Annotated in this window: 20 protein-coding genes; 15 read left to right on the top strand and 5 right to left on the bottom strand. The window is 42.0% G+C overall.

What is annotated here, in order from left to right:
* Nucleotides 1-35: 35 nt before the first annotated feature.
* From ACQKFO_RS13060 to ACQKFO_RS13020, 9 genes are all read left to right on the top strand, one after another.
* Nucleotides 36-980: an arginine deiminase family protein gene (locus tag ACQKFO_RS13060; RefSeq protein ID WP_427599156.1), complete on the top strand. Its 945-nt coding sequence runs from the start codon at nucleotides 36-38 to the stop codon at nucleotides 978-980.
* A gap of 373 nt (nucleotides 981-1,353) precedes the next feature.
* The gene (locus ACQKFO_RS13055) at nucleotides 1,354-2,703 is read left to right on the top strand and encodes an aspartate aminotransferase family protein (protein WP_427599155.1); all 1,350 of its coding nucleotides are present in this window, start codon (nucleotides 1,354-1,356) and stop codon (nucleotides 2,701-2,703) included.
* 4 nt (nucleotides 2,704-2,707) lie between these two features.
* Entirely contained in the window at nucleotides 2,708-4,231 is a 1,524-nt protein-coding gene (locus ACQKFO_RS13050; protein WP_427599154.1) for a pyridoxal phosphate-dependent decarboxylase family protein, read from the top strand.
* Nucleotides 4,228-6,021, top strand: a complete 1,794-nt coding sequence (locus tag ACQKFO_RS13045) for an IucA/IucC family protein (RefSeq protein WP_427599153.1) — start codon at nucleotides 4,228-4,230, stop codon at nucleotides 6,019-6,021. The genes ACQKFO_RS13050 and ACQKFO_RS13045 overlap by 4 nt, the downstream gene beginning before the upstream one ends.
* Nucleotides 6,022-6,043: 22 nt before the next feature.
* Nucleotides 6,044-6,598, top strand: a complete 555-nt coding sequence (locus ACQKFO_RS13040) for a GNAT family N-acetyltransferase (protein ID WP_427599520.1) — start codon at nucleotides 6,044-6,046, stop codon at nucleotides 6,596-6,598.
* Nucleotides 6,573-7,919, top strand: a complete 1,347-nt coding sequence (locus ACQKFO_RS13035; protein ID WP_427599518.1) for a lysine N(6)-hydroxylase/L-ornithine N(5)-oxygenase family protein — start codon at nucleotides 6,573-6,575, stop codon at nucleotides 7,917-7,919. Before ACQKFO_RS13040 ends, ACQKFO_RS13035 begins: the two co-directional genes overlap by 26 nt.
* A gap of 38 nt (nucleotides 7,920-7,957) precedes the next feature.
* Nucleotides 7,958-9,778 (top strand): IucA/IucC family protein, encoded by a 1,821-nt coding sequence (locus ACQKFO_RS13030; RefSeq protein ID WP_427599152.1) that lies wholly within the window; start codon nucleotides 7,958-7,960, stop codon nucleotides 9,776-9,778.
* 10 nt (nucleotides 9,779-9,788) lie between these two features.
* On the top strand, nucleotides 9,789-11,042 hold the full coding sequence (locus tag ACQKFO_RS13025; RefSeq protein WP_427599516.1) for an aspartate kinase: 1,254 nt from the start codon (nucleotides 9,789-9,791) through the stop codon (nucleotides 11,040-11,042).
* Between the two features lie 22 nt (nucleotides 11,043-11,064).
* Nucleotides 11,065-11,307, top strand: coding sequence for a zinc-binding dehydrogenase (locus tag ACQKFO_RS13020; protein ID WP_427599150.1), 243 nt, complete (start codon nucleotides 11,065-11,067; stop codon nucleotides 11,305-11,307).
* A gap of 47 nt (nucleotides 11,308-11,354) precedes the next feature.
* On the opposite strand, the gene ACQKFO_RS13015 is transcribed toward ACQKFO_RS13020, so the two are convergent.
* Together ACQKFO_RS13015 and ACQKFO_RS13010 are read right to left on the bottom strand one after the other, a co-directional pair.
* Nucleotides 11,355-12,110 (bottom strand): sugar phosphate isomerase/epimerase family protein, encoded by a 756-nt coding sequence (locus ACQKFO_RS13015; protein WP_427599148.1) that lies wholly within the window; start codon nucleotides 12,108-12,110, stop codon nucleotides 11,355-11,357.
* Nucleotides 12,111-12,131: 21 nt separating this feature from the next.
* Nucleotides 12,132-12,566, bottom strand: a complete 435-nt coding sequence (locus ACQKFO_RS13010; protein WP_427599146.1) for a MarR family winged helix-turn-helix transcriptional regulator — start codon at nucleotides 12,564-12,566, stop codon at nucleotides 12,132-12,134.
* A gap of 172 nt (nucleotides 12,567-12,738) precedes the next feature.
* On the opposite strand from ACQKFO_RS13010, the gene ACQKFO_RS13005 reads away from it, so the two are divergent.
* From ACQKFO_RS13005 to ACQKFO_RS12995, 3 genes are all read left to right on the top strand, one after another.
* Entirely contained in the window at nucleotides 12,739-13,938 is a 1,200-nt protein-coding gene (locus ACQKFO_RS13005) for an MFS transporter (protein ID WP_427599145.1), read from the top strand.
* Nucleotides 13,939-14,104: 166 nt separating this feature from the next.
* Complete coding sequence (locus ACQKFO_RS13000) at nucleotides 14,105-14,572, top strand: flavodoxin (RefSeq protein WP_427599144.1); 468 nt, start codon at nucleotides 14,105-14,107, stop codon at nucleotides 14,570-14,572.
* A 17-nt stretch (nucleotides 14,573-14,589) separates the two neighbouring features.
* Nucleotides 14,590-15,351 carry a hypothetical protein gene (locus tag ACQKFO_RS12995; RefSeq protein WP_427599143.1) on the top strand — a complete coding sequence of 254 codons (762 nt, stop codon included), beginning with the start codon at nucleotides 14,590-14,592 and terminating at the stop codon, nucleotides 15,349-15,351.
* A gap of 42 nt (nucleotides 15,352-15,393) precedes the next feature.
* Here ACQKFO_RS12995 and ACQKFO_RS12990 read toward each other — a convergent pair whose 3' ends face one another.
* Complete coding sequence (locus tag ACQKFO_RS12990) at nucleotides 15,394-15,669, bottom strand: hypothetical protein (RefSeq protein ID WP_427599141.1); 276 nt, start codon at nucleotides 15,667-15,669, stop codon at nucleotides 15,394-15,396.
* 143 nt (nucleotides 15,670-15,812) lie between these two features.
* Here ACQKFO_RS12990 and ACQKFO_RS12985 point away from each other — a divergent pair, with 143 nt between their 5' ends.
* Nucleotides 15,813-15,968, top strand: coding sequence for a DUF1540 domain-containing protein (locus ACQKFO_RS12985; RefSeq protein ID WP_082051198.1), 156 nt, complete (start codon nucleotides 15,813-15,815; stop codon nucleotides 15,966-15,968).
* Nucleotides 15,969-16,066: 98 nt separating this feature from the next.
* Here ACQKFO_RS12985 and ACQKFO_RS12980 read toward each other — a convergent pair whose 3' ends face one another.
* A complete protein-coding gene (locus tag ACQKFO_RS12980) occupies nucleotides 16,067-17,269 on the bottom strand; it encodes an MFS transporter (protein WP_427599139.1) in 1,203 nt (400 codons plus the stop codon).
* Between the two features lie 287 nt (nucleotides 17,270-17,556).
* On the opposite strand from ACQKFO_RS12980, the gene ACQKFO_RS12975 reads away from it, so the two are divergent.
* Nucleotides 17,557-18,567, top strand: a complete 1,011-nt coding sequence (locus tag ACQKFO_RS12975; RefSeq protein WP_427599137.1) for a nuclease-related domain-containing protein — start codon at nucleotides 17,557-17,559, stop codon at nucleotides 18,565-18,567.
* Between the two features lie 7 nt (nucleotides 18,568-18,574).
* On the opposite strand, the gene ACQKFO_RS12970 is transcribed toward ACQKFO_RS12975, so the two are convergent.
* Nucleotides 18,575-18,889 (bottom strand): winged helix-turn-helix transcriptional regulator, encoded by a 315-nt coding sequence (locus ACQKFO_RS12970; RefSeq protein WP_148995318.1) that lies wholly within the window; start codon nucleotides 18,887-18,889, stop codon nucleotides 18,575-18,577.
* A 151-nt stretch (nucleotides 18,890-19,040) separates the two neighbouring features.
* On the opposite strand from ACQKFO_RS12970, the gene ACQKFO_RS12965 reads away from it, so the two are divergent.
* A complete protein-coding gene (locus tag ACQKFO_RS12965) occupies nucleotides 19,041-19,442 on the top strand; it encodes a DoxX family protein (protein WP_427599135.1) in 402 nt (133 codons plus the stop codon).

Raw genomic sequence — 19,442 nt, 5'->3', positions numbered from 1 at the left:
AAAGTAAAGGATACTGATACTAAGGAGGCTGGCTCATGATAAAGATTCATCCGAATTGCTGGAGTGAACATGGAGAGTTAAAGACGGTGATGTTGTGTTCGCCTTCTTCATTGGACATTCCTGACCAAAGAACGGCGGATTACGTTGGGTGGGAAAAGCCTGTAAACCAGGATATTGCGAAAGAAAACCATGAAGGTATGAAGAAGGCAATGGAAGACGCAGGTATAACAGTTATTGATTATTCCCTGTATTTAAAGGGAGATAAGGCTGAACTTAATCATCAGCTCATCAATAGGGTATTTGTAAGGGACCTGGCATGTGTGTATGGAAATACTGTCATTCCGGGTGATGCGGGGATTACAATGAGGGCACCTGAATACGTACATAGTCATGAGCTGTTTCAAACATGGTTTGACGAAAAAACGTTTTCGATCAAGGAGAATAACCGATTGAAGGCATTGGAAAATGGGGATGTATTCGTTCTGAATAAAGATGCTGTCTTTATCAATACAGGCATGCGGACAAGCATTGAAAGTATCGAAGAGATCCAACAGGAGATTTTTCGGGCAGGCTTCTCGGAGATCGGGATCATCGACTTGCCGCGAACCGGGGAAACCATGCATTTGGATATGAACTGCAATGTAGCAGGATCCGACCTTCTCATAGCCAAGAGCTATATGAGGCTCTTTCCAGTACAAATCATCACAGAGAATGGTGGCCGGTACGTGATGATGGAGGAATTCATCCGACGTCAAGGCTTCGACGTTCTCTGGACGGATGATGTAAAACACACGGTTGCGGATATCAATTTTCTGAACTTGGATCCCGAGACCCTATTAGTCAGCACGAAAGCCAATAAGAAGATATTGAAAGATCATCCGAAATTACGAGGGAAGAAATTGATTGAAGTCGATGTGAATGAACTCGAGAAAGGTGGAGGAGGGATAAGGTGTATGACACTGCCATTAGAAAGAAATTGAAAATTGAAGAGCTGATTGGAACAAATAAACTGGAGATTACTTCTCCGGTTTTTTTTATGACATCAAGCATTCTCATTAAAATTAAATTAACAATACTATTATCCCTGTTATGGGGATGGGATAAAAGACCTTCATATCACTTTACGAAAAATTGTAAACACATAAATCAGTAAACCATTTTAATTTAAACCTATATATGAGAGCAACTCGATGACACTTGATAGATTAGTACCTTTCCCATACGAAATGACTAGAAACAGATGAAAATAATTGAGAATAGTTATCAACTACTATTGACATTGATAATCATTATCAATTAAGATGACGTTGGAAGCAAAAGCCAATCTATCACGAAAGGAAGATTTGATTATTTATGAATGTACAAAGTGCCATTTCAAATAGAGAATTACTGGACCAACAAGAGAGACGCGAGTCAAATGCGAGATCCTATCCGAGAAGAATCCCACTGGCAATCAGTGAAGCAGAGGGAATCTATGTCACGGACATGGAAGGGAATAAATACTTGGATTGCTTAGCGGGAGCGGGAACATTAGCGCTGGGACACAATCACCCGACGGTCATTGAGGCCATGGAGCAAGTGATCCGTGATAAACGGCCATTACATACGTTAGATATTACGACGCCTGTTAAAGAGGAGTTTGTGAATGAATTATTCTCCACGTTGCCGGAAGGATTTCGTGAGCGTGCGAAGATACAATTTTGTGGCCCTACAGGCGGCGATGCGATTGAGGCTGCGTTGAAATTAGTGAAGACGGCAACCGGGAGACAAAGTATCCTAACGTTTCAAGGCGGATACCACGGTGCCACTCACGGAACGATGTCCATCAGCGGAAACTTGGGACCTAAAAAGAACGTACAAGGACTGATTCCTGATACTCACTTCTTACCTTATCCATATACTTACCGCTGCCCATTTGGGATAGGGGGGGAGGAAAGTCATCGCATCAGCAGTCAATACATCGAGAATCTCCTTGATGATCCCGAGAGTGGAATATTACCACCAGCAGCTATGATTTTTGAAACGGTACAAGGTGAAGGTGGTTCCATCCCGGCACCGATCGAATGGATAAAGGAAATGAGAAGAATTACTAGTGAGCGGGGAATTCCACTCATCATCGATGAAGTACAGACGGGAATCGGACGCACTGGAGAACTATTTTCTTTTGAGCATGCTGGAATCGTCCCGGATGTGTTTGTTCTTTCGAAAGCAATCGGGGGGAGTCTCCCACTATCCGTTGTGATATACGACCGTGACCTGGATGCCTGGGAACCGGGGGCACATATCGGCACATTCAGAGGAAATCAAATGGCCATGGCGGCAGGGACCGCAACCTTGAAATTCATTAAGGAGAATCACTTGGTTGCTCATGCCGGGGAAATGGGAGAGAGACTTCTTCATTCCTTAAAAGAGCTTCAACAAGAATTTCCTGAGATAGGGGATGTAAGGGGCAGAGGACTGATGGTAGGTGTGGAAATGATAGATCCGGCTAAACCTCATTCAGCGAGCGGAAGTCAGCCGGCTAATCCTGAAGTCGCAAGCGGAATCCAACGTGAATGCTTCAAGCGGGGATTAATCCTTGAAGTAGGGGGAAGACATGGGGCGGTTGTCCGTTTCCTTCCACCATTGATCATTACAGAAGAGCAAGTCGATGAAGTGGTATCGATATTCAGAGAAGCATTAATCGCTTCTCTTTCGGAGTGAAATTATGAAAATGAAAACCATCAAAAGAAAATCCAGCCAGGACTCCTTCTTCCTTCATCAAGGGGAGGAGGGGATCCGTGCATTTAATGAATTGATAGACGGAGTAAGCAGGAAGCTGCAAAAGCTATATGAAGGTACCGGGAAACCTTTTATCGGGAAAATGCCCGGCGCAATAAAAGAAGAAATCAAACCGATCATGGCGATTACTCCTGAAGGGAAATCCTTTGAAGAAGTCCTGGATGAAATCGATGAACCGATTTTGAAAAACAGTCTTCATATATCCCACAAGAAGAGTATGGCCCATTTACATTGTCCCCCCCTTCTTCCAGGAGTGGCGGCGGAATTGATCATCGGAACGCTCAATCAATCTATGGATTCCTGGGATCAGAGTACGGCTGCCACCTATGTGGAAGCGGAGATGGTGAAGTGGTTAACAGAAAAGATAAAGCTACCGGCATCATCCGGCGGAGTCTTTACAAGTGGTGGAACCCAATCCAATTATATGGGACTCCTGTTGGCACGCGATACCTTCTGTCATTCGAAATGGAACCATAACGTACAACGGGATGGTTTACCCGAAGGCTTTAACCGATTAAGGATTCTTTGTTCAGAAGAGGCCCATTTCACTGTGAAGAAAGCTGCTTCCCAATTAGGGTTGGGAGAACAAGCGGTTGTGACGGTAAAGACCGATGAAAATCATCGGATGAGCGTCGGGGAAGTGAATGAAGCACTGCATATGCTTGATCAGGAGAACTTATTGCCCTTTGCCCTTGTTGCTACGTGTGGGACCACCGATTTTGGAAGTATCGACCCAATGGGGGAATTGGCAGAAATCGCCCGCGGGCATGGGCTGTGGTTCCATATCGATGCCGCATACGGCGGTGGACTGATACTCAGTCATTCTCATTCGGACAAACTGAAAGGGTTGGAGGACGCCGACTCCATTACGGTGGATTTTCACAAATTATTTTACCAGCCGATCAGCTGCGGAGCGTTCCTCGTTAAGGATGAGGTCAATTTCCGTTATTTATCTTATCATGCTGATTATTTGAATCCCATCAAAGACGATGAAGAGGGCATCTTGAACCTGGTGAATAAGTCGGTTCAAACGACGAGAAGATTCGATGCGTTAAAACTGTATCTGTCACTAAAGACAGTAGGTACCGAACTTTTTGGCGGCATGATCGATGAAACGTTAAAGCTCGCCTGGTACACAGCTTCTTATATGAAAGAATTAGAGGACATTGTGATTCAAAACCCTGAGCCGGAAATCAATACAGTCATCTTTCGCTATCAGCCGAAAAGGATGAAGGGAAAGGATCTGGATCTCAATCATTTGAACCGGACGATCCAGCAAACCCTGCTTTATAAAGGGAAAGGTGTTATTGCGAAAACAGTGATAAAGGGTCAAACCTTCTTGAAGTTGACGTTATTAAATCCAAGAACAAAGCCGGAAGATATTCATTCCCTTCTACACGAGATTGAAGAAGTCGGCACTGAATTAGTAAATGGAGGGGTCATACATTGAGAAATTCTAAGGAGATTGCTGAACATGCAACGATGCAAAGCTTTCTGAATTGCTATTTAAGGGAAACAGGGAACTACACTGAAGAGAGCCGCTACGACAATGATCCATCACTTGGGCAGTTTGAGAAAGTCATCGTCTCTCATTTGGTCCTGCAGCAGATTGAATTGATAATACCAGTGAAATATTGGTCTCTTACGGATCGTCATCTATTCGGCTTCCCCCTCTATTACCGAGTGGGGAAAAGCGAATTGAAACCACTCGACTATATTACCCTTACTACACTAGTGGTAAAAGAGTTCTTACTTGATAAGAGTCAAAGTGGTGCAGAGGACGAACTGCTTTTAAGAGTGATCTTAAGCTGTCGGAGTATAAAAAGCTATGTTGAAAGCAGGGTACAGGACAACGAGGCACTGACGGATGAAGAATTCGACTACATCGATGCTGAGCAGTCCCTTCTATTCGGACATATGCTTCATCCAACCCCGAAAAGTAAACAAGGCCTGACGGAACAAGAAGACCACTTGTATTCTCCTGAATATAAAGGGGAATTTCAGCTCCATTACTTTAGTGCGGAAAAATCGTTGGTAGAACAGGATTCAAGTGCTGACAAATCTGCAGCTTCCATCATTTTTGAAGAGTTAAAGGATGATTCTGATGTAGATCAAGAATGGTTACAGAGGCTGCTGGAAGAGGGTGGACGCGTCTTGATTCCAGTACACCCCCTTCAAGTGAAGACATTATTGGAAAAGGTGTACGTTCAAGGCCTGATGAAAGAAGAACGACTGGAATACATCGGTCCGTTAGGGAAGCGCTTCACGGCTACATCATCGTTTAGAACGGTCTATAGCAATGAATCGCGATACATGTATAAATTCTCCGTCCCTGTCAAAATCACAAACTCTCTTCGCATTAACCAAAAGAAGGAACTGGCAAGGGGAGTAGAGGTTTCGAAATTACTAGAAACGGAAGTTGGAAAAAGCTTTAACAGAGAGTTCCCACGATTTAAGGTCATCCAGGATCCTGCTTATTTAAACTTGAACCTGAATGAAGAAGTTTCCGGGTTTGAGCTTGTCATCAGGGAAAATCCTTTCTATGAAAACAGTCGCGGAACCAGCTTGATCGCAGCCCTATGCCAGGACCATGCTTATGGAGGAAAAGCCAGAATACATTCCATCATTAAAGGGATAGCAGAAAGAGAGAATAGAACTCTCGAAGAAGTGAGCCTGGATTGGTTCGATCGATACCTATCCCTGACGCTGGATCCGATGATCTGGTTGTTCCACACGTACGGGATCGCTCTGGAAGCCCATCAGCAGAACTCGGTGATCCAGCTGAGGAACGGTTACCCTGAAACCTTCTATTACAGAGATAATCAGGGATACTATTATAGCGAATCCAAAGTAGAAAAACTAAAAGAATTCCTTCCAGAATTAAATCGGGAAAGCGACACCATTTGTGCCGATGAAGTGGCAGAGGAACGATTGCGCTATTACTTCATCTTTAACCATTTATTCGGACTGATCAATGGTTTTGGAGCAAGTGGTCTCATCAATGAAGAAAAACTTATGAATCTTGTAAAGGAACGTCTGGAGTACCATGAACAGCAGTGGGGGGAAGATTCCAATCTACTGAGCAGTTTATTATATCAACCGGTCCTTCCGTGTAAAGCGAATCTATTGACCCGATTTTATGACATGGATGAACTTGTCGGTCCGATGGAAGCTCAATCGGTCTACACGATGGTGAAGAATCCCCTTACCAAAGAGGTGGAAATCCATCATGTCCTTTGACTACGAAGTGTATGATCAAGAAATCCAAAAGACGATTCAATTTAAAACGATTGATTTTGAACGGGACGCGGAACTTATTCACAAATGGATGATGGAGGAGCATGTCCATCCATTCTGGAATTTAAATATTCCCTTTGAAACGTTCCAAGACCATTTGAAAAAAGCAATGTCTGATTCACATCAAACCCTTTACGCAGGGTATCTTGACGGTGTGGCGATGAGTTACTGGGAGGTTTATTGGGTAAAAGGCGACGTGGTCGAGGAAACATATACTCCTGCTCCTTTCGATCAGGGAGTGCATCTGTTAATTGGAGAGAGGGAGTATCTTGGTAAAGGACTTTCCCTTCCGTTATTACGGGCGATGGTTTCGTATCAGTTTCAAGAAAAGAAGACGACTAAAGTCATAGCGGAGCCGGATATCCGAAATGACAAAATGATCCATGTTTTTGAGAAATGCGGTTTTAAACCGGTTAAACCGATTACTCTCCCGGACAAAACCGGACTGCTCATGTTTTGTGAAAGAAGCGAATTTGAAAAGAGGTGGCTGAATGATGGACTTTGCGAACAGATCAAATGAATTATATGACGTCATCGGGATCGGATTGGGTCCGTTTAATCTGGGGTTAGCTGCCTTATTGGATTCGGTACCCGAAGTGAAAAGCTTATTTTTGGAAAAGAAGAAAGCCTTCAATTGGCATCCGGGCATGCTGATTGACGGAACGACCTTACAAGTGCCGTTCTTTGCGGATTTAGTCAGTATGGCAGATGTAAGAAGTGATTACAGTTTTCTCCGCTACCTGGAGGCTCATAACCGCTTATACAACTTCTATTTTCTGGAGAAATTTCATATCCCGCGCAAGGAATATAACCATTACTGCCAGTGGGTGAGTGAGCAGCTCTCTACATGCCGATTCGGAATGGATGTCCAAAGTGTCGTCCCGGTTCAATTGGGAACTGGGGACAGCGTATATGAAGTCACCGTGTGGAATGATGCCCTTCAACAAACTGAGACAATGTTTACGAAACATCTCGTGCTTGGAATAGGTTCTGTTCCTTCTGTACCTGAAGCTTTTCAGGAAATGCTGGGCAAATCTATATTTCACAGTGCCGATTATTTATCCAATAAGGAGATTTGTGCAAATGCTGAATCTGTTGCCGTGATTGGATCCGGCCAAAGTGCAGCCGAAGTGTTTCTCGATGTAGCCAAAGACCAGGAGAATCAAGGGTTTTCACTGCAATGGTATACACGTTCAAAGGGATTCTTCCCGATGGAATATTCAAAACTGGGCCTTGAGTATTTTTCACCCGATTATACCCGTTTCTTTTATCAGCTTCCACAGGAAAAGAAGGATCAGCTCCTAAAGGAACAAGACCTTCTGTATAAAGGCATCAGTTCAGAGACGATCGCCGATATATATGATTATTTATATGAACGATCTGTAGGAAGCGAGGAGCCGGACATTTGCTTGCAGGCCATGACAGAGATCGTCGGAATCGAAAAAAATGAAACAGGGTTTGAACTGCATGGCTATCACCGGATCAAGGATGAACGTTTTGTAGATAAAGCAGATGTCATCATTCTTAGCACTGGCTATAAGCCTGCATTCCCGGGATTCCTTTCAAAAATGAAAGAGTGGATTGCATGGGACGAATATGACAGATACAAAGTGAAAGAAGATTATCGATTAGAAACCTATGTAGAAGGTCCGGGCGAGATCTTTGTGCAGAACGGTGAAATGCATACTCATGGAGTCGGGGCACCTGATCTTGGACTCGGTGCACACCGCAATGCGATCATCATCAATACCATTACAGGGAGAGACGTATATCCGGTTCAGAACAAAAATGTGTTTCAAACCTTTGGGACGAAAGCGGCATCCATTCCGGTTCCTCTCTGATGCAAAGAAAATATAGACTAAGTGAAAGTAGGGGTAATATGTTATTCAATGAAGAAATTCAACGTGTTTTTAAGAGTGATAGCTGGATGAAAGTAAACCAGAAATTGATAGGCAAAATGCTGTCTGAATATATGTATGAAGATATGATCCGACCTGAAATCCTCTCGGAAAAAGGGGAGGATATCGAATATTCCCTTCAGGTCTCTGGTTCCAAGCACTATCACTACATCGCCCAAAAAAGATTGTTTGATAGTTTCGACGTGAAATGGACGACGGTATATATCGTTGAAAATGGAGCAAGAAAGGAAGCCCATAGTGCAATAGAGCTATTGGTCGATCTTCAAGGTGTCATCGGGATGTCATCTGAGACGGCGGGACACTTAATCAAGGAAATGAACAGTACGTTAATAGCGGATGCCCATCTTCTTGAAAAAGAAACGAAAACATCCGACGAACTGATTCATGAAGACTATGCCACCCTCGAAGGTTATATGACAGGACACCCTTGGATTACATATAACAAAGGAAGAATCGGGTTCGGATATGATGATTACCTTTCCTTTGCTCCTGAACAACAGAAGGAGGTCAAGCTTTCCTGGATTGCTGTTCATAAGGACCTTGCATCGTTTCAATCGGTTGAAGGATTGGATTATCAGACGTTGATTGCGGGCGAACTGAGTGAGGGAGATCGTATCTTTTTTGATGAAATCGTCAAACAAAATGGAAGAAAACCATCGGAATACTACTACATGCCGGTGCACGAGTGGCAGTGGAAAAACACACTGATTCAGAATTTCCCTGAGGAGCTGGCAATGGGTCGCATTCTTCCCTTGGGAGAGGGAGAAGACCGCTACCTTCCTCAGCAGTCGATCCGCACATTTGTGAATACAACGAACAAAGATAAGCATCATGTGAAGCTTCCGATGAGTATTTTGAACACGCTGGTTTATCGGGGACTGCCATCTGAACGAACGCTGATAGCTCCTAAGGTGACAGAGTTCATTAAAGGAATGGCTGAAAAGGATCCATTTTTAAAAGATGAATGCCGGGTCATCCTGCCAGGGGAAAATGCCAGTATGAATGTAAATCACCGCTATTATACACAATTAAAGCAGGCACCTTATCAATACTTGGAGATGCTTGGAACCATATGGAGAGAAAGCGTCTATACGTATTTAGAAGACGGAGAACAAGCGATTACTCTGGCCGCCTTATTGTATGAAGATCATAACAACAAACCGTATGTTGAGAGTTTAATTGAACAATCAGGTCTGGACTCAGAAGAATGGATGAAACAATTTTTCAAAGTCGCAATGGATCCTCTTCTCCATTACCTTTACCAATACGGCACGGTATTTTCTCCCCATGGACAAAATACAATTGTCGTGTTGAAGGATGGGAAACCACACCGATTAGCCATTAAAGATTTTGTGGATGACGTCAATATTTCAGACCAGGATTTCCCTGAACTGCAAGGGCTGTCATCTGAATTTAAAGCGGTCCTTCGAACGGAGCCGCCTGAAGGGCTGACGCAGTTCATCTTCACGGGTCTCTTTATCTGTCACCTGAGATATTTGAGTAACTTGTTAAAGAACAATCAATTGATGGAAGAAGAAACCTTCTGGGGTCTTCTTGCTGACTCAATACTTAACTATCAGGAGAGATTCCCGCAACTACAAGAACGTTTCAAGTTATTTGATTTCTTTAAGCCAGAGCTGACGAAATTATGCCTGAACCGGAACCGTATGGTGGATTACGGATACTCTGATGACGATGACCGTCCTCACGCTTCTGAATTCGGGAAAGTAACAAACGCTCTAGCTGCATTTAAAATAAACCCGACTGTTGGGTCGATCTGATTAGCTTTAAATCCCAAATAGAAAGGAGGGGTATCTCCTGAGTACAATTGTTCAGAAATTCGGCGGGACCTCTGTTGGTTCCACCGAGAGAATAATACGAATGGCTGAAAGAATCATACAGGAGAAGAACAAAGGTCATGACGTCGTTGTTGTGGTTTCGGCAATGGGGAAAACGACCGATGCACTTGTCAGGCTAGTTAGTGACATTACAAGTGAACCAAGTAAGAGAGAGATGGATATGTTATTGTCAACGGGTGAACAAGTGACGATTTCCCTACTGACAATGGCTCTTCAACAACAAGGGGTGGAGGCCATTTCTTTCACAGGGTGGCAGGCCGGCATTCGAACGGATTCCATCCTTGGAAATGCTCATATTCAAGCTATTGAAACAGGTCGTATCAAGAACGAATTAAATATAGGAAGAGTAGTGGTGGTCGCAGGTTTCCAAGGAATAACGGAGGAAGGGGACATTTCGACTTTGGGAAGAGGAGGATCCGATATTACGGCCGCTGCTCTTGCGTCCGCGTTAAAGGCAGATCGGTGTGACATCTATACGGATGTCGATGGAGTATACACTTCAGATCCCAGGTTTGTTCCAAAAGCATCGAAAATCCCTTCCCTTTCCTATGAGGAAATGCAGAATCTAGCTTCCATGGGGGCAGGTGTACTACATCCAAGGGCGGTTAAACACGCGAAAAAATACGGAATTCCTCTCTATATAAAATCCAGCTTTGAAAAGGGCAGGGGGACCATGATTCATGGGAAAGCAAAACAGAATGGATCTACCCCAGTGATTGGTGTCACATTTGAAGCAGATATCGATAAATTAGAAATCTTTGATTGTAACGATATTGAGGGTTTCCAAGAAGCAATAATGTGTGAATTGGCATCACATCATATTCAGGCTGATGTTTATAAACAAAGCTGTAAAAACTCTTTATCCTTATTGATCAAGGAACAAGACCTACAAGAGGTATTATCGATCCTGGATAATGAAAAAGAGAATTGGATGTACTCCCGAATTGAACGAAAAGGAGGTCTGTCAAAGGTCTCGGTAATCGGGCAAAATATTAAATCACAGCCGGCCATAAAAATGGATATGTGCAAAATTTTATTGGAAAATGCCGTGAGAGTGAAACTAGTAGGTGAATCTGCTATTAGCGTTACGGCAGTCGTTGAGAAGAGGCAGGTCATGCTGGCGGCAGAACGGTTGCATACCGGGTTTGGATTGGATTATGAAGCCGTGATGAAGGCTTCGGTGTGAAACAAAGACACTTGCAATCACTATGTTAGGCCATGTACTATTTATATCCTATCATGAAATCGCCCTGGGAGCTGGTCATCAATCAAATGACATGGTTGCCCAAAAGGATTATGCTGTAATAGGAGACCAAATGCTTTACTTAGTAGAGGAAGGGAACTTAGACACAATGTTAACAGAAGTAGTGAGATTGGAAGAAGTTCCTGAAGCGCTGATACGTTTATCAGAACGTCATGTGAAAGGAAAGATCGTGGCCAAATTAAAATAATGGTGATGAAAAAGGAGAGTCTGTTGTGCCAGACTCTCCTTTTTCCATTATATTTTGTTCATACGTAAATAATCTAAGCTCATCCGGATGCTTTCAATAGGGGAGATCTTAGACTCATCCTGCTCGACGATCCACCAATCCACATCACTGTGTATCCCATAGTCGAGAACAGAAGTGAGTTCCACACCACCCGTTCCCAGTTCGGCAAAAAATCGTTCACCGTCCAACGTCATATCTTTCAAATGAACAAGCGGGGTTCGTCCCTGATATCGTTTCAGCCATTCCACCGGCTCTTCTCCTGCAAAGGTCAGCCAGTAAATATCGAACTCTGCTTTCACCCAATGAGGGTTCGTTTCATTCAGAATCATTTCGAGTGCCGGTTTCCCGTTCGATAAGGTCGTCAATTCGAAATCGTGATTGTGATAGCAAAGCGTGATTCCTTCGTTAAAACATTTTTCCCCCATTGAATTTAAATCATCAATCAATTGAATATAGTGCTTCTCTGTTCTCTCTTCAGGTGGAAGATACGGACAGACAATGTAGCTGCTGCCCAGCTCCAGTTGATCATGAATCACTTTGTGAACATCATTTCTTAATTCAGATAGAGGAATATGACTTGACGCGACACGAAGGTTCAGACTATCGAGTGTACCCTTAAGCTCTTTCGGGGATAATCCTCCATAGCCGGCAAGTTCCACACCTGCATATCCCAGCCCGGCTACTTTTTGAAGGGTGCCGGTAAAATCTTTTTCCGTTTCGTTACGCAATGTATACATTTGCAGGGCAATCGGTATTTGTTTCATGTCCATCCTCCTATCACTACACTATTTTCTAGTAATGTTCTCATTCATTTGAGTAAGAACACTCTTATATACTTCTAAGTTCTCTTCTGAAATCCCTCTAAGAATCGTTTCTTCATATAACCCCTCTATAAAAGGAGACAACTCATCCTTGGCAGCCATTCCTTTCTCTGATATGAAAATGAGGAACGATCTTCTATCATCAAGGTTTCTCTGTTTGTAGATCAGTTCCTTCCGTTCCAAAATGTCTAAGATCCTCGTTACGGTCGGCTGATCTTTTTCTGATTTCATCGCAAGTTCTTTTTGACTGATTCCATCCTGCTCCGCTAATCGCTTCAACACCGTCCATTGCTCGGGAGTCACATCAAATTCCTTCAGATGAAATGTAAGAAATCGAATAATATTCTTTACTGTATGGCTTGTATACAAGCCAATGGATTCATCACGGGACATCGTCATTATTTTTCACCTACTGCATTCATTTTCTACTCTTTATCATACATGAAATTCGGGATGATTTGAGAGGTTCGATAAAAGTAATTCAATATAGTTGTCACAACAACTATATTTACAAATATACATGTTATAGATATAATTAGTATAACAATTAATTAAGGAGAATGAGAATTTTATGAGTCATTCCAATCAAACATCTATATGGACACGGCCATTTTTTATGGCATTAGTGAATAATTTTTTTATCTTTTTAGTTTTCTATTCGTTGTTAACCGTCCTGCCCCTTTATGTGATCGATGAACTTCACGGAACGGAAGGGGAAGCCGGTCTCGCTACAACGATTTTTTTACTTTCGGCCATCATTGTTCGGCCTTTCTCGGGGAAAATCATTGAGCTGTTGGGAAGGAAAAAGACGCTGATTATTAGTGTCATGTTTTTCGGGATTTCATCATTCATTTACTTCTGGGTGAATGATTTTTATCTTTTAATGGGGCTTCGTTTTTTTCACGGCATTTGGTTCAGTATTGGTACAACGGTTTTAGTTGCGATTGCCGCAGACATGATCCCTCCCCACCGGAAAGGGGAAGGGCTTGGTTATTTTGCCATGTCGATGAACTTAGCCGTGGTGGTCGGACCGTTTATTTCGTTAGCACTTATTCAATGGATCCCTTATTCAGCTTTATTTATGGGTCTAGCATTTGTCATCGTCATCGGATTCCTGTGTTCATTTGGCATTCAAGTTTCGGAGGAGGACAGGGAGGAAGTGTCTGGTCGATTAACTTTTAAGGACTTGATAGAAATTAAAGCGATTCCGATTTCCCTAGTAGGATTCTTAACATCATTTGCTTACTCCGGGATCATGTCGTTTATATCCGTCTATGCGAAGTCGGTCGGTTTATTCGAATCCGTCAGCTTATTCTTTGTCGTCTTTGCAGCTGCTATGCTGTTATCGCGACCTTATACAGGTCGCTTATATGACAGGTCAGGACCAAACGCGGTCATCTATCCGTCCCTCATTATTTTTGCCATCGGTTTGATTCTTTTGAGTGCCACCCATTCCGTCTTTTTATTATTGGTTGCAGGAACGCTTATCGGACTTGGTTACGGTGCTTTGCTTCCGAGTTTTCAAACCATGTCCATTCAGGCTGCCCCTAAGAGGAGAACAGGACATGCGACGGCTACATTCTTTATTTTTTATGACCTTGGTATTGCCGTTGGATCGTTTGTATTGGGGGTCGTTTCATCCCAGTTTGGATTTTCCACTTTGTATATCATTTGCAGTGGAGTGATTCTCGTCACGATTGTGGTTTATAAAGTAGTAACCAATCGTGGGAAGCATGATGAAAATCAGAAAGCGGGCGTATTGGAAGTGTAAATGAATATTTGTAAGTTAGCATCTCTCAAGAGAGGGGTGCTTTTTATTACGTTCTAATTGAGAATAATTTTCAATTAACTGTTGACAAATAGAAGGAAAGTTTGTATGGTTTACTTATAGTGATAATGATAATTATTATCAATTAGGTGTGCGATGGAGGTTTATCATGACCAATAAAATTATAATGATCTATGCAAGCATGAGTGGAAATACAGAAGAAATGGCGACGGCCATCGAAACAGGTGTGAAGGAAGCCGGAGCTGAAATCGATGTAATTGATATAAATGACTGTCCGAATGTCCACGTCCTTGAAGAATATGCAGGGATTCTGTTAGGGGCGTATACCTGGGGGGATGGCGAACTTCCTTATGAGTTTGAGGAGTTTTACGATGACATGGACGACGTCGATTTAACGTCTAAGATTGCTGCAAGCTTCGGTTCCTGTGACTCTTTTTATCCTAAGTACGGGGCAGCGGTGGATTTATTAAATGAGAAATTGCAAGAAAGAGGAGCTCGTTTGATTCATGATGGTTTGAAAGTGGAATTAACACCAGAGGATGAAGATGAAGAGGCGTGCAAAGAATTTGGGCGCACATTTGCTAGTGAGCTCTTGTTCAGTAAACAAGAGGGCTAGAGGAAGGAGCGGCATTCGTGAACTATTCACTTTCAATCAAAACATTATCGGATATACATCTAAAAGAATTCATCAATTGTCCCCACAAGTTTTACTATCACTACATCCAGCGTGAAGAAACAAGTAAAGTCGAATGGAAAAAGGTCATGCAGTTCATTGTGAACCAAGTAGTGAAGGACTTCTTTATGCTTCCCGTCAAAATGAGGACTCCCATCAAAGCACTTGAACTCATCGAGAAGCACCTTTCCTCTATTAAAACAAACATCTTTGATTCGAAGATTGATTATTACTTAGTGGTGGCGAAAGTGACGGATTACTTAATGCAGGATTTAACACAGAACTATGGGACATTACCACCTCTTTTTATAAATGAAAAGTTTCGACAATACTTCGAAGAAATTGAAACTCATTTATCCCTCACGATCGAAGTGGCAGAATGGGAACAGGAATCGTTCACAGTCACCAAGTATCTTGTCGATACCAATCACGAAATGATTACCTTGTATTATTATTTGACGGTGGTTTTCTGTGAACGATCCTTTGGAAGACTTCCTTCGTCGATCAGAATCGTTTCCTTGTTAAATGGAGAAGAATTCGTCCATTCCCCGTCACCGACAGAAATGGAGAAAGGATTGCATTACATAGAGAAATTAAAAGATATGCTGTCTGCACCACTGTCATCCAGTACCAAACCGAATGGGGAAGTATGTTTGAGCTGCCCTTTTGTCGAGGTTTGTGCCAATAATGAAATGGACTTTCTTTTTCAAAAAAAGCATTAAACAGAAGAAGAGGACTTACCGTAGTTCGGTAAGTCCTCTTTCTCATTCTATTAAAGCGGATGCTGATTGTTTATCAAAATTTATTCGGGCAACTTTTTTCTCGTTTTTAAACAATATATAATGGGCAGTGGCAATTTTCTCTTCAACATAATCAATTGAGAAAGTCCCTGATGGATCTGTAAGACTCCCAATTGCGCGGGATAAATGATCGATCACGTGCTTTAATTGATCGGTCCTCTTCCATTCGTTATCCGTATTCATTTGATCCATGATTTCAAAAGCAAGATTTTGAACATGATACAGACGTCTCTGCTCCATACTGAAGATTCTCCCTTCATATCAAACATATCTCTTTGATTATATGGTGAAAGCTTCAGATATATGATGATTACTCTCCATGAATCAGGTATGAAACAGGGTGGAAAAGTACACTCTAAAGATAATAAGGGAGGTGTTTGAAAATGGCACAAGACGTATTATGTGAAGTAAGCAACTGCAAATACAACCGTGAAGGCAAGAAGTGTTCCGCAGACCAGATTTTCGTTGTCAGTCATAAAGGAAACAAAGCCCACAACAGTGAAGAAACAGATTGTAAAACATTCGATCCGGGTATGTAATGGAAGAGAAGGCAACCATAGGCGTGGTTGTCTTCTTTTTATATAGTATTGATAATAATTCTCATTCTTATACAAAAAAGCTCACAAAAGTGAGCTGATCAACTTGCCTGTTCCGATAATGTGGTCGTTTTGAGCTGTCGGTATCTTGAATAGAACAGTCCAGTCATCATAAGGGATAGACATCCGAATAATACAGTCATGATTTGGAGTCCTACTAGATCAAGCAGCAATCCTGTGAGAAGGAGTACAATCTGGAAAATCAGTCTGTCGAGCATATTACGGAACGAGAAGAAGCGGCCGTGAAATTCTTTCGGTATACGCGTTTGAAAAATCGTGGCAGCAGTCGGGAAGAAGCATCCCACGGCAAATCCAAACACTGTAAACGCAAGCACTGACAAGATCGGACTGGTTGCAAAATAAAGAATCATTTGCGCAATCCCGATGATGAAGCTAAAAAAGAATAATATTTTATAGGGAGACATTTTTTCACCCATTTTCTTGACGGCAAAAGCACCTGTCATAAAGGCAATCCCTTCGGCGGTATAGATCCAACCTTTAATCGCTGAGCTATCCTGAAGCTCGCTGATGTTGATGACCATTAAGTTGAACCCGCCGATAAATAGTAGTGGTATCAACGTCATCACAAGAGTCATAAATACGATCGGAAGCCCTTTTATAACAGGAAATACTTCATTGAAGCTTGCCCCTTTTGGTTTTTCACCTTGGTGAGAGGTGGTCGCCGTTTCTTCAATTGATAAGAACCACGTCATCACAAATAGTGCCAGATATGCCACTAATGAGAGAACGTATACCATCGTTAAAGATATGATCACTAATAGGACACCTGCTAAAGCAGTTCCAAGGATCCTTGAGAGCGTGGCAACATTCATGTGGACCCCATTCATTTGCAGTAAATCCTTCTCTTTGACCACCATCGGAATGGCAGCTTGCAGAGCAGGAAAATAGAAAGCCGCAGAGATTTGGATGCTCACTAAGAAAACAACCATCCATAGCACCGAGCCGGTATCAATCGCAATCAACATGAAAACAACACTTAATGCCCTGGTGAAGCCTGAGATGAGCATCACCGTCTTTTTATTTGCCTGATCCGTAATTCTGCCGGCTAAAGGTCCAACAGCAAGACCTGCAAGCAGTCCCGAAGCGAGAATCACCGATTTCAGAAAATCGGAAGGCACCTTTTCCTGCATAAACTCCAGATTACCGATGATCCCCAACCACAATCCGAGACCTGCTATAAATTCACCTATCAATAATATCCATACATTTTTATTTTTCCACATATAGGTCCGTCCCTCGCAGTCGATTTATTTCGCTTCTCTAAATATACTATGGGTGGAGGGGAATGGGAATGATTTTTTTGGTCGGGATTGTATTGCTTTGTAGATAAAAGGCAGTTCGCCGTTAAAAATGAGTTTTCGCCGTTATAATGAAAATTTCGCCGTTATATCCAGGATTTCGCCGATAAAATTGAAATTTCGCCGATAAAATCCAATTCTATAAACTCATAGCAGGAATTAATATATTTCATGGAGAATACTGTAGTATAAAACCCGATTGGAGTGATAAAATGATCGAAAAAGAACGAATCATCCCTCGAATTATCCTCATTTTGCAAGCTTTAATCCGCCGACTTCCCCTCAACCACCCAAAACTGCACATGATAACCGAGGAACTTGGTAAAAGAATGGCTGGATTCAAAGGAGAAACAGCTCTTGATTACTCACTAAGCTTTTTAGACCCTAAAAAATATTTCATTCTCCACGATCTGCGAATTCCCCATAAGGAAAGCTTCTTTCAAATGGACACTCTTCTCATCACAAGCAAATTCATTCTCATAATAGAAGTTAAATACCTTGCAGGTACTGCATATTTTGATCCTATTTTTAACCAGTTAATACAAATAAAAGACGGAAATGAACAAGCTTTACCGGATCCTACACTTCAAATCAAAAGACAGGAAAGCCAGCTTATAAGCTGGTTATCGAAGCATGGATTTCCCAATTTGCCTATTTACTCTTGCGTTGTTATGAGCAACGATCGTACAATCATAAAAACCTCTCCAGCAAACAAATCCCTTAATAAAATCGTCATCCATCGCCATTCTCTATTGGACAAAGTAAAATATATTGAGGATTCTATGAGAAAAGAGACGGCTACTCCAAAAGACGTGAAAAAATTAATCCGCACATTAAAAAGAAAACATGAAGAATCAAACCCCTCTATACTAGAGAGGTTTAACATTGAAGGGAAAGATCTATTAAAGGGGGTGATTTGTGTAGCTTGTAATCATCGTCCTTTAGTAAGAAAACATGGTACCTGGTTTTGTTTGAAATGTGATAGCAGAAATAATGACGCTCATATACAAGCCCTAAAAGATTATGAGCTGTTAATCGCTCCAACTATAAATAATTCTGAACTAAGAGAGTATTTAGTGGTTGATTCACCTTATGTTGCAAAAAGACTCCTCCAATCCCTAAACCTCCCCACAACAGGCACCAAAAAAGGAACACAATACATCTTATCATCCGATGAAGGTCCGGCCCGAAAACACAAACAAAAAAACCCGCCAACAATCTGACGAGTTTTCATTCCTTCTCAATCCACTCCTGGGACCACTTCTCTATATCTTTCATTAAAGGTTCTAAAGAATACCCTTTTTTAGTTAGTGAATATTCAATACGCACAGGTGTTTCGGGATAGACGTCCCTCTGTACGATGCCTTCTTCTTCAAGGTCCTTCAGTCGCTCTGAAAGAAGCCTGCCGCTGATGCCTATTGCGTCTTTGATGGTGCAGTTTCGTTGTGGTCCGGAAAGCAATTGATAAATGATGAGTGCTGTCCATCGTTGACTTAAGATGCCGATGGCTTTCTCGAACCTTGGACAAATTTCTGACTGATTCATTCTGTCAATGCCTCCTTCTTTGTCACTAGTATACCATATTATCACTATAATAGTAATTTAATTACTTGACAGTACATAGTTATTAAAATAATATAAGTTACATTAAGTAACTAGCTTTAATAAGATAACATAAAGAAAGGAAGAATAGACAATGCTACAGAATCACTTATTAGGAGCACTCATTTTAAGAATATTTCTAGGAATCACCTTCTTCATTCACGGATTGACTAAGTTCCAGGGGGGAATAGAAAATACGGTTGGTTTCTTTCAAAGCTTAGGGCTGCCAGGGGGTGCGGCTTATGTGGTAGCCATCATTGAACTGGTTGGAGGATTAGCCATGATCCTGGGGATAGGTACTCGTGTCGTAGCCGGATTATTTGGCTTAATCATGATAGGGGCAATCGTAAAAGTAAAATTAGCTGCAGGTTTCTTAGGGAATGGACAGATGGCCGGATACGAATTTGATTTAGCACTGCTTGCAATTTCATTATATTTTGTCGTTGCTAAGGAATCATTATTCTCATTAGATCAGAAGTTTTCACAGCAAAATTGA

It is taken from the genome of Rossellomorea sp. NPDC071047 (assembly GCF_050270195.1).
In the GTDB taxonomy this organism is placed as follows: Bacteria; Bacillota; Bacilli; order Bacillales; family Bacillaceae_B; genus Rossellomorea.
This window is presented reverse-complemented; position numbering and strand designations above follow the sequence as displayed.

Excerpts from the sequence above, each read along its gene's own strand:
- ACQKFO_RS13060 (WP_427599156.1), top strand. The coding sequence starts at position 36 with ATGATAAAGATTCATCCGAATTGCTGGAGTGAACATGGAGAGTTAAAG.
- ACQKFO_RS13055 (WP_427599155.1), top strand. The coding sequence starts at position 1,354 with ATGAATGTACAAAGTGCCATTTCAAATAGAGAATTACTGGACCAACAA.
- ACQKFO_RS13050 (WP_427599154.1), top strand. The coding sequence starts at position 2,708 with ATGAAAATGAAAACCATCAAAAGAAAATCCAGCCAGGACTCCTTCTTC.
- ACQKFO_RS13035 (WP_427599518.1), top strand. The coding sequence starts at position 6,573 with ATGGACTTTGCGAACAGATCAAATGAATTATATGACGTCATCGGGATC.
- ACQKFO_RS13030 (WP_427599152.1), top strand. The coding sequence starts at position 7,958 with ATGTTATTCAATGAAGAAATTCAACGTGTTTTTAAGAGTGATAGCTGG.
- ACQKFO_RS13020 (WP_427599150.1), top strand. The coding sequence starts at position 11,065 with ATGTTAGGCCATGTACTATTTATATCCTATCATGAAATCGCCCTGGGA.
- ACQKFO_RS13015 (WP_427599148.1), bottom strand. The coding sequence starts at position 12,110 with ATGAAACAAATACCGATTGCCCTGCAAATGTATACATTGCGTAACGAA.
- ACQKFO_RS13010 (WP_427599146.1), bottom strand. The coding sequence starts at position 12,566 with ATGACGATGTCCCGTGATGAATCCATTGGCTTGTATACAAGCCATACA.
- ACQKFO_RS13005 (WP_427599145.1), top strand. The coding sequence starts at position 12,739 with ATGAGTCATTCCAATCAAACATCTATATGGACACGGCCATTTTTTATG.
- ACQKFO_RS13000 (WP_427599144.1), top strand. The coding sequence starts at position 14,105 with ATGACCAATAAAATTATAATGATCTATGCAAGCATGAGTGGAAATACA.
- ACQKFO_RS12990 (WP_427599141.1), bottom strand. The coding sequence starts at position 15,669 with ATGGAGCAGAGACGTCTGTATCATGTTCAAAATCTTGCTTTTGAAATC.
- ACQKFO_RS12985 (WP_082051198.1), top strand. The coding sequence starts at position 15,813 with ATGGCACAAGACGTATTATGTGAAGTAAGCAACTGCAAATACAACCGT.
- ACQKFO_RS12980 (WP_427599139.1), bottom strand. The coding sequence starts at position 17,269 with ATGTGGAAAAATAAAAATGTATGGATATTATTGATAGGTGAATTTATA.
- ACQKFO_RS12975 (WP_427599137.1), top strand. The coding sequence starts at position 17,557 with ATGATCGAAAAAGAACGAATCATCCCTCGAATTATCCTCATTTTGCAA.
- ACQKFO_RS12970 (WP_148995318.1), bottom strand. The coding sequence starts at position 18,889 with ATGAATCAGTCAGAAATTTGTCCAAGGTTCGAGAAAGCCATCGGCATC.
- ACQKFO_RS12965 (WP_427599135.1), top strand. The coding sequence starts at position 19,041 with ATGCTACAGAATCACTTATTAGGAGCACTCATTTTAAGAATATTTCTA.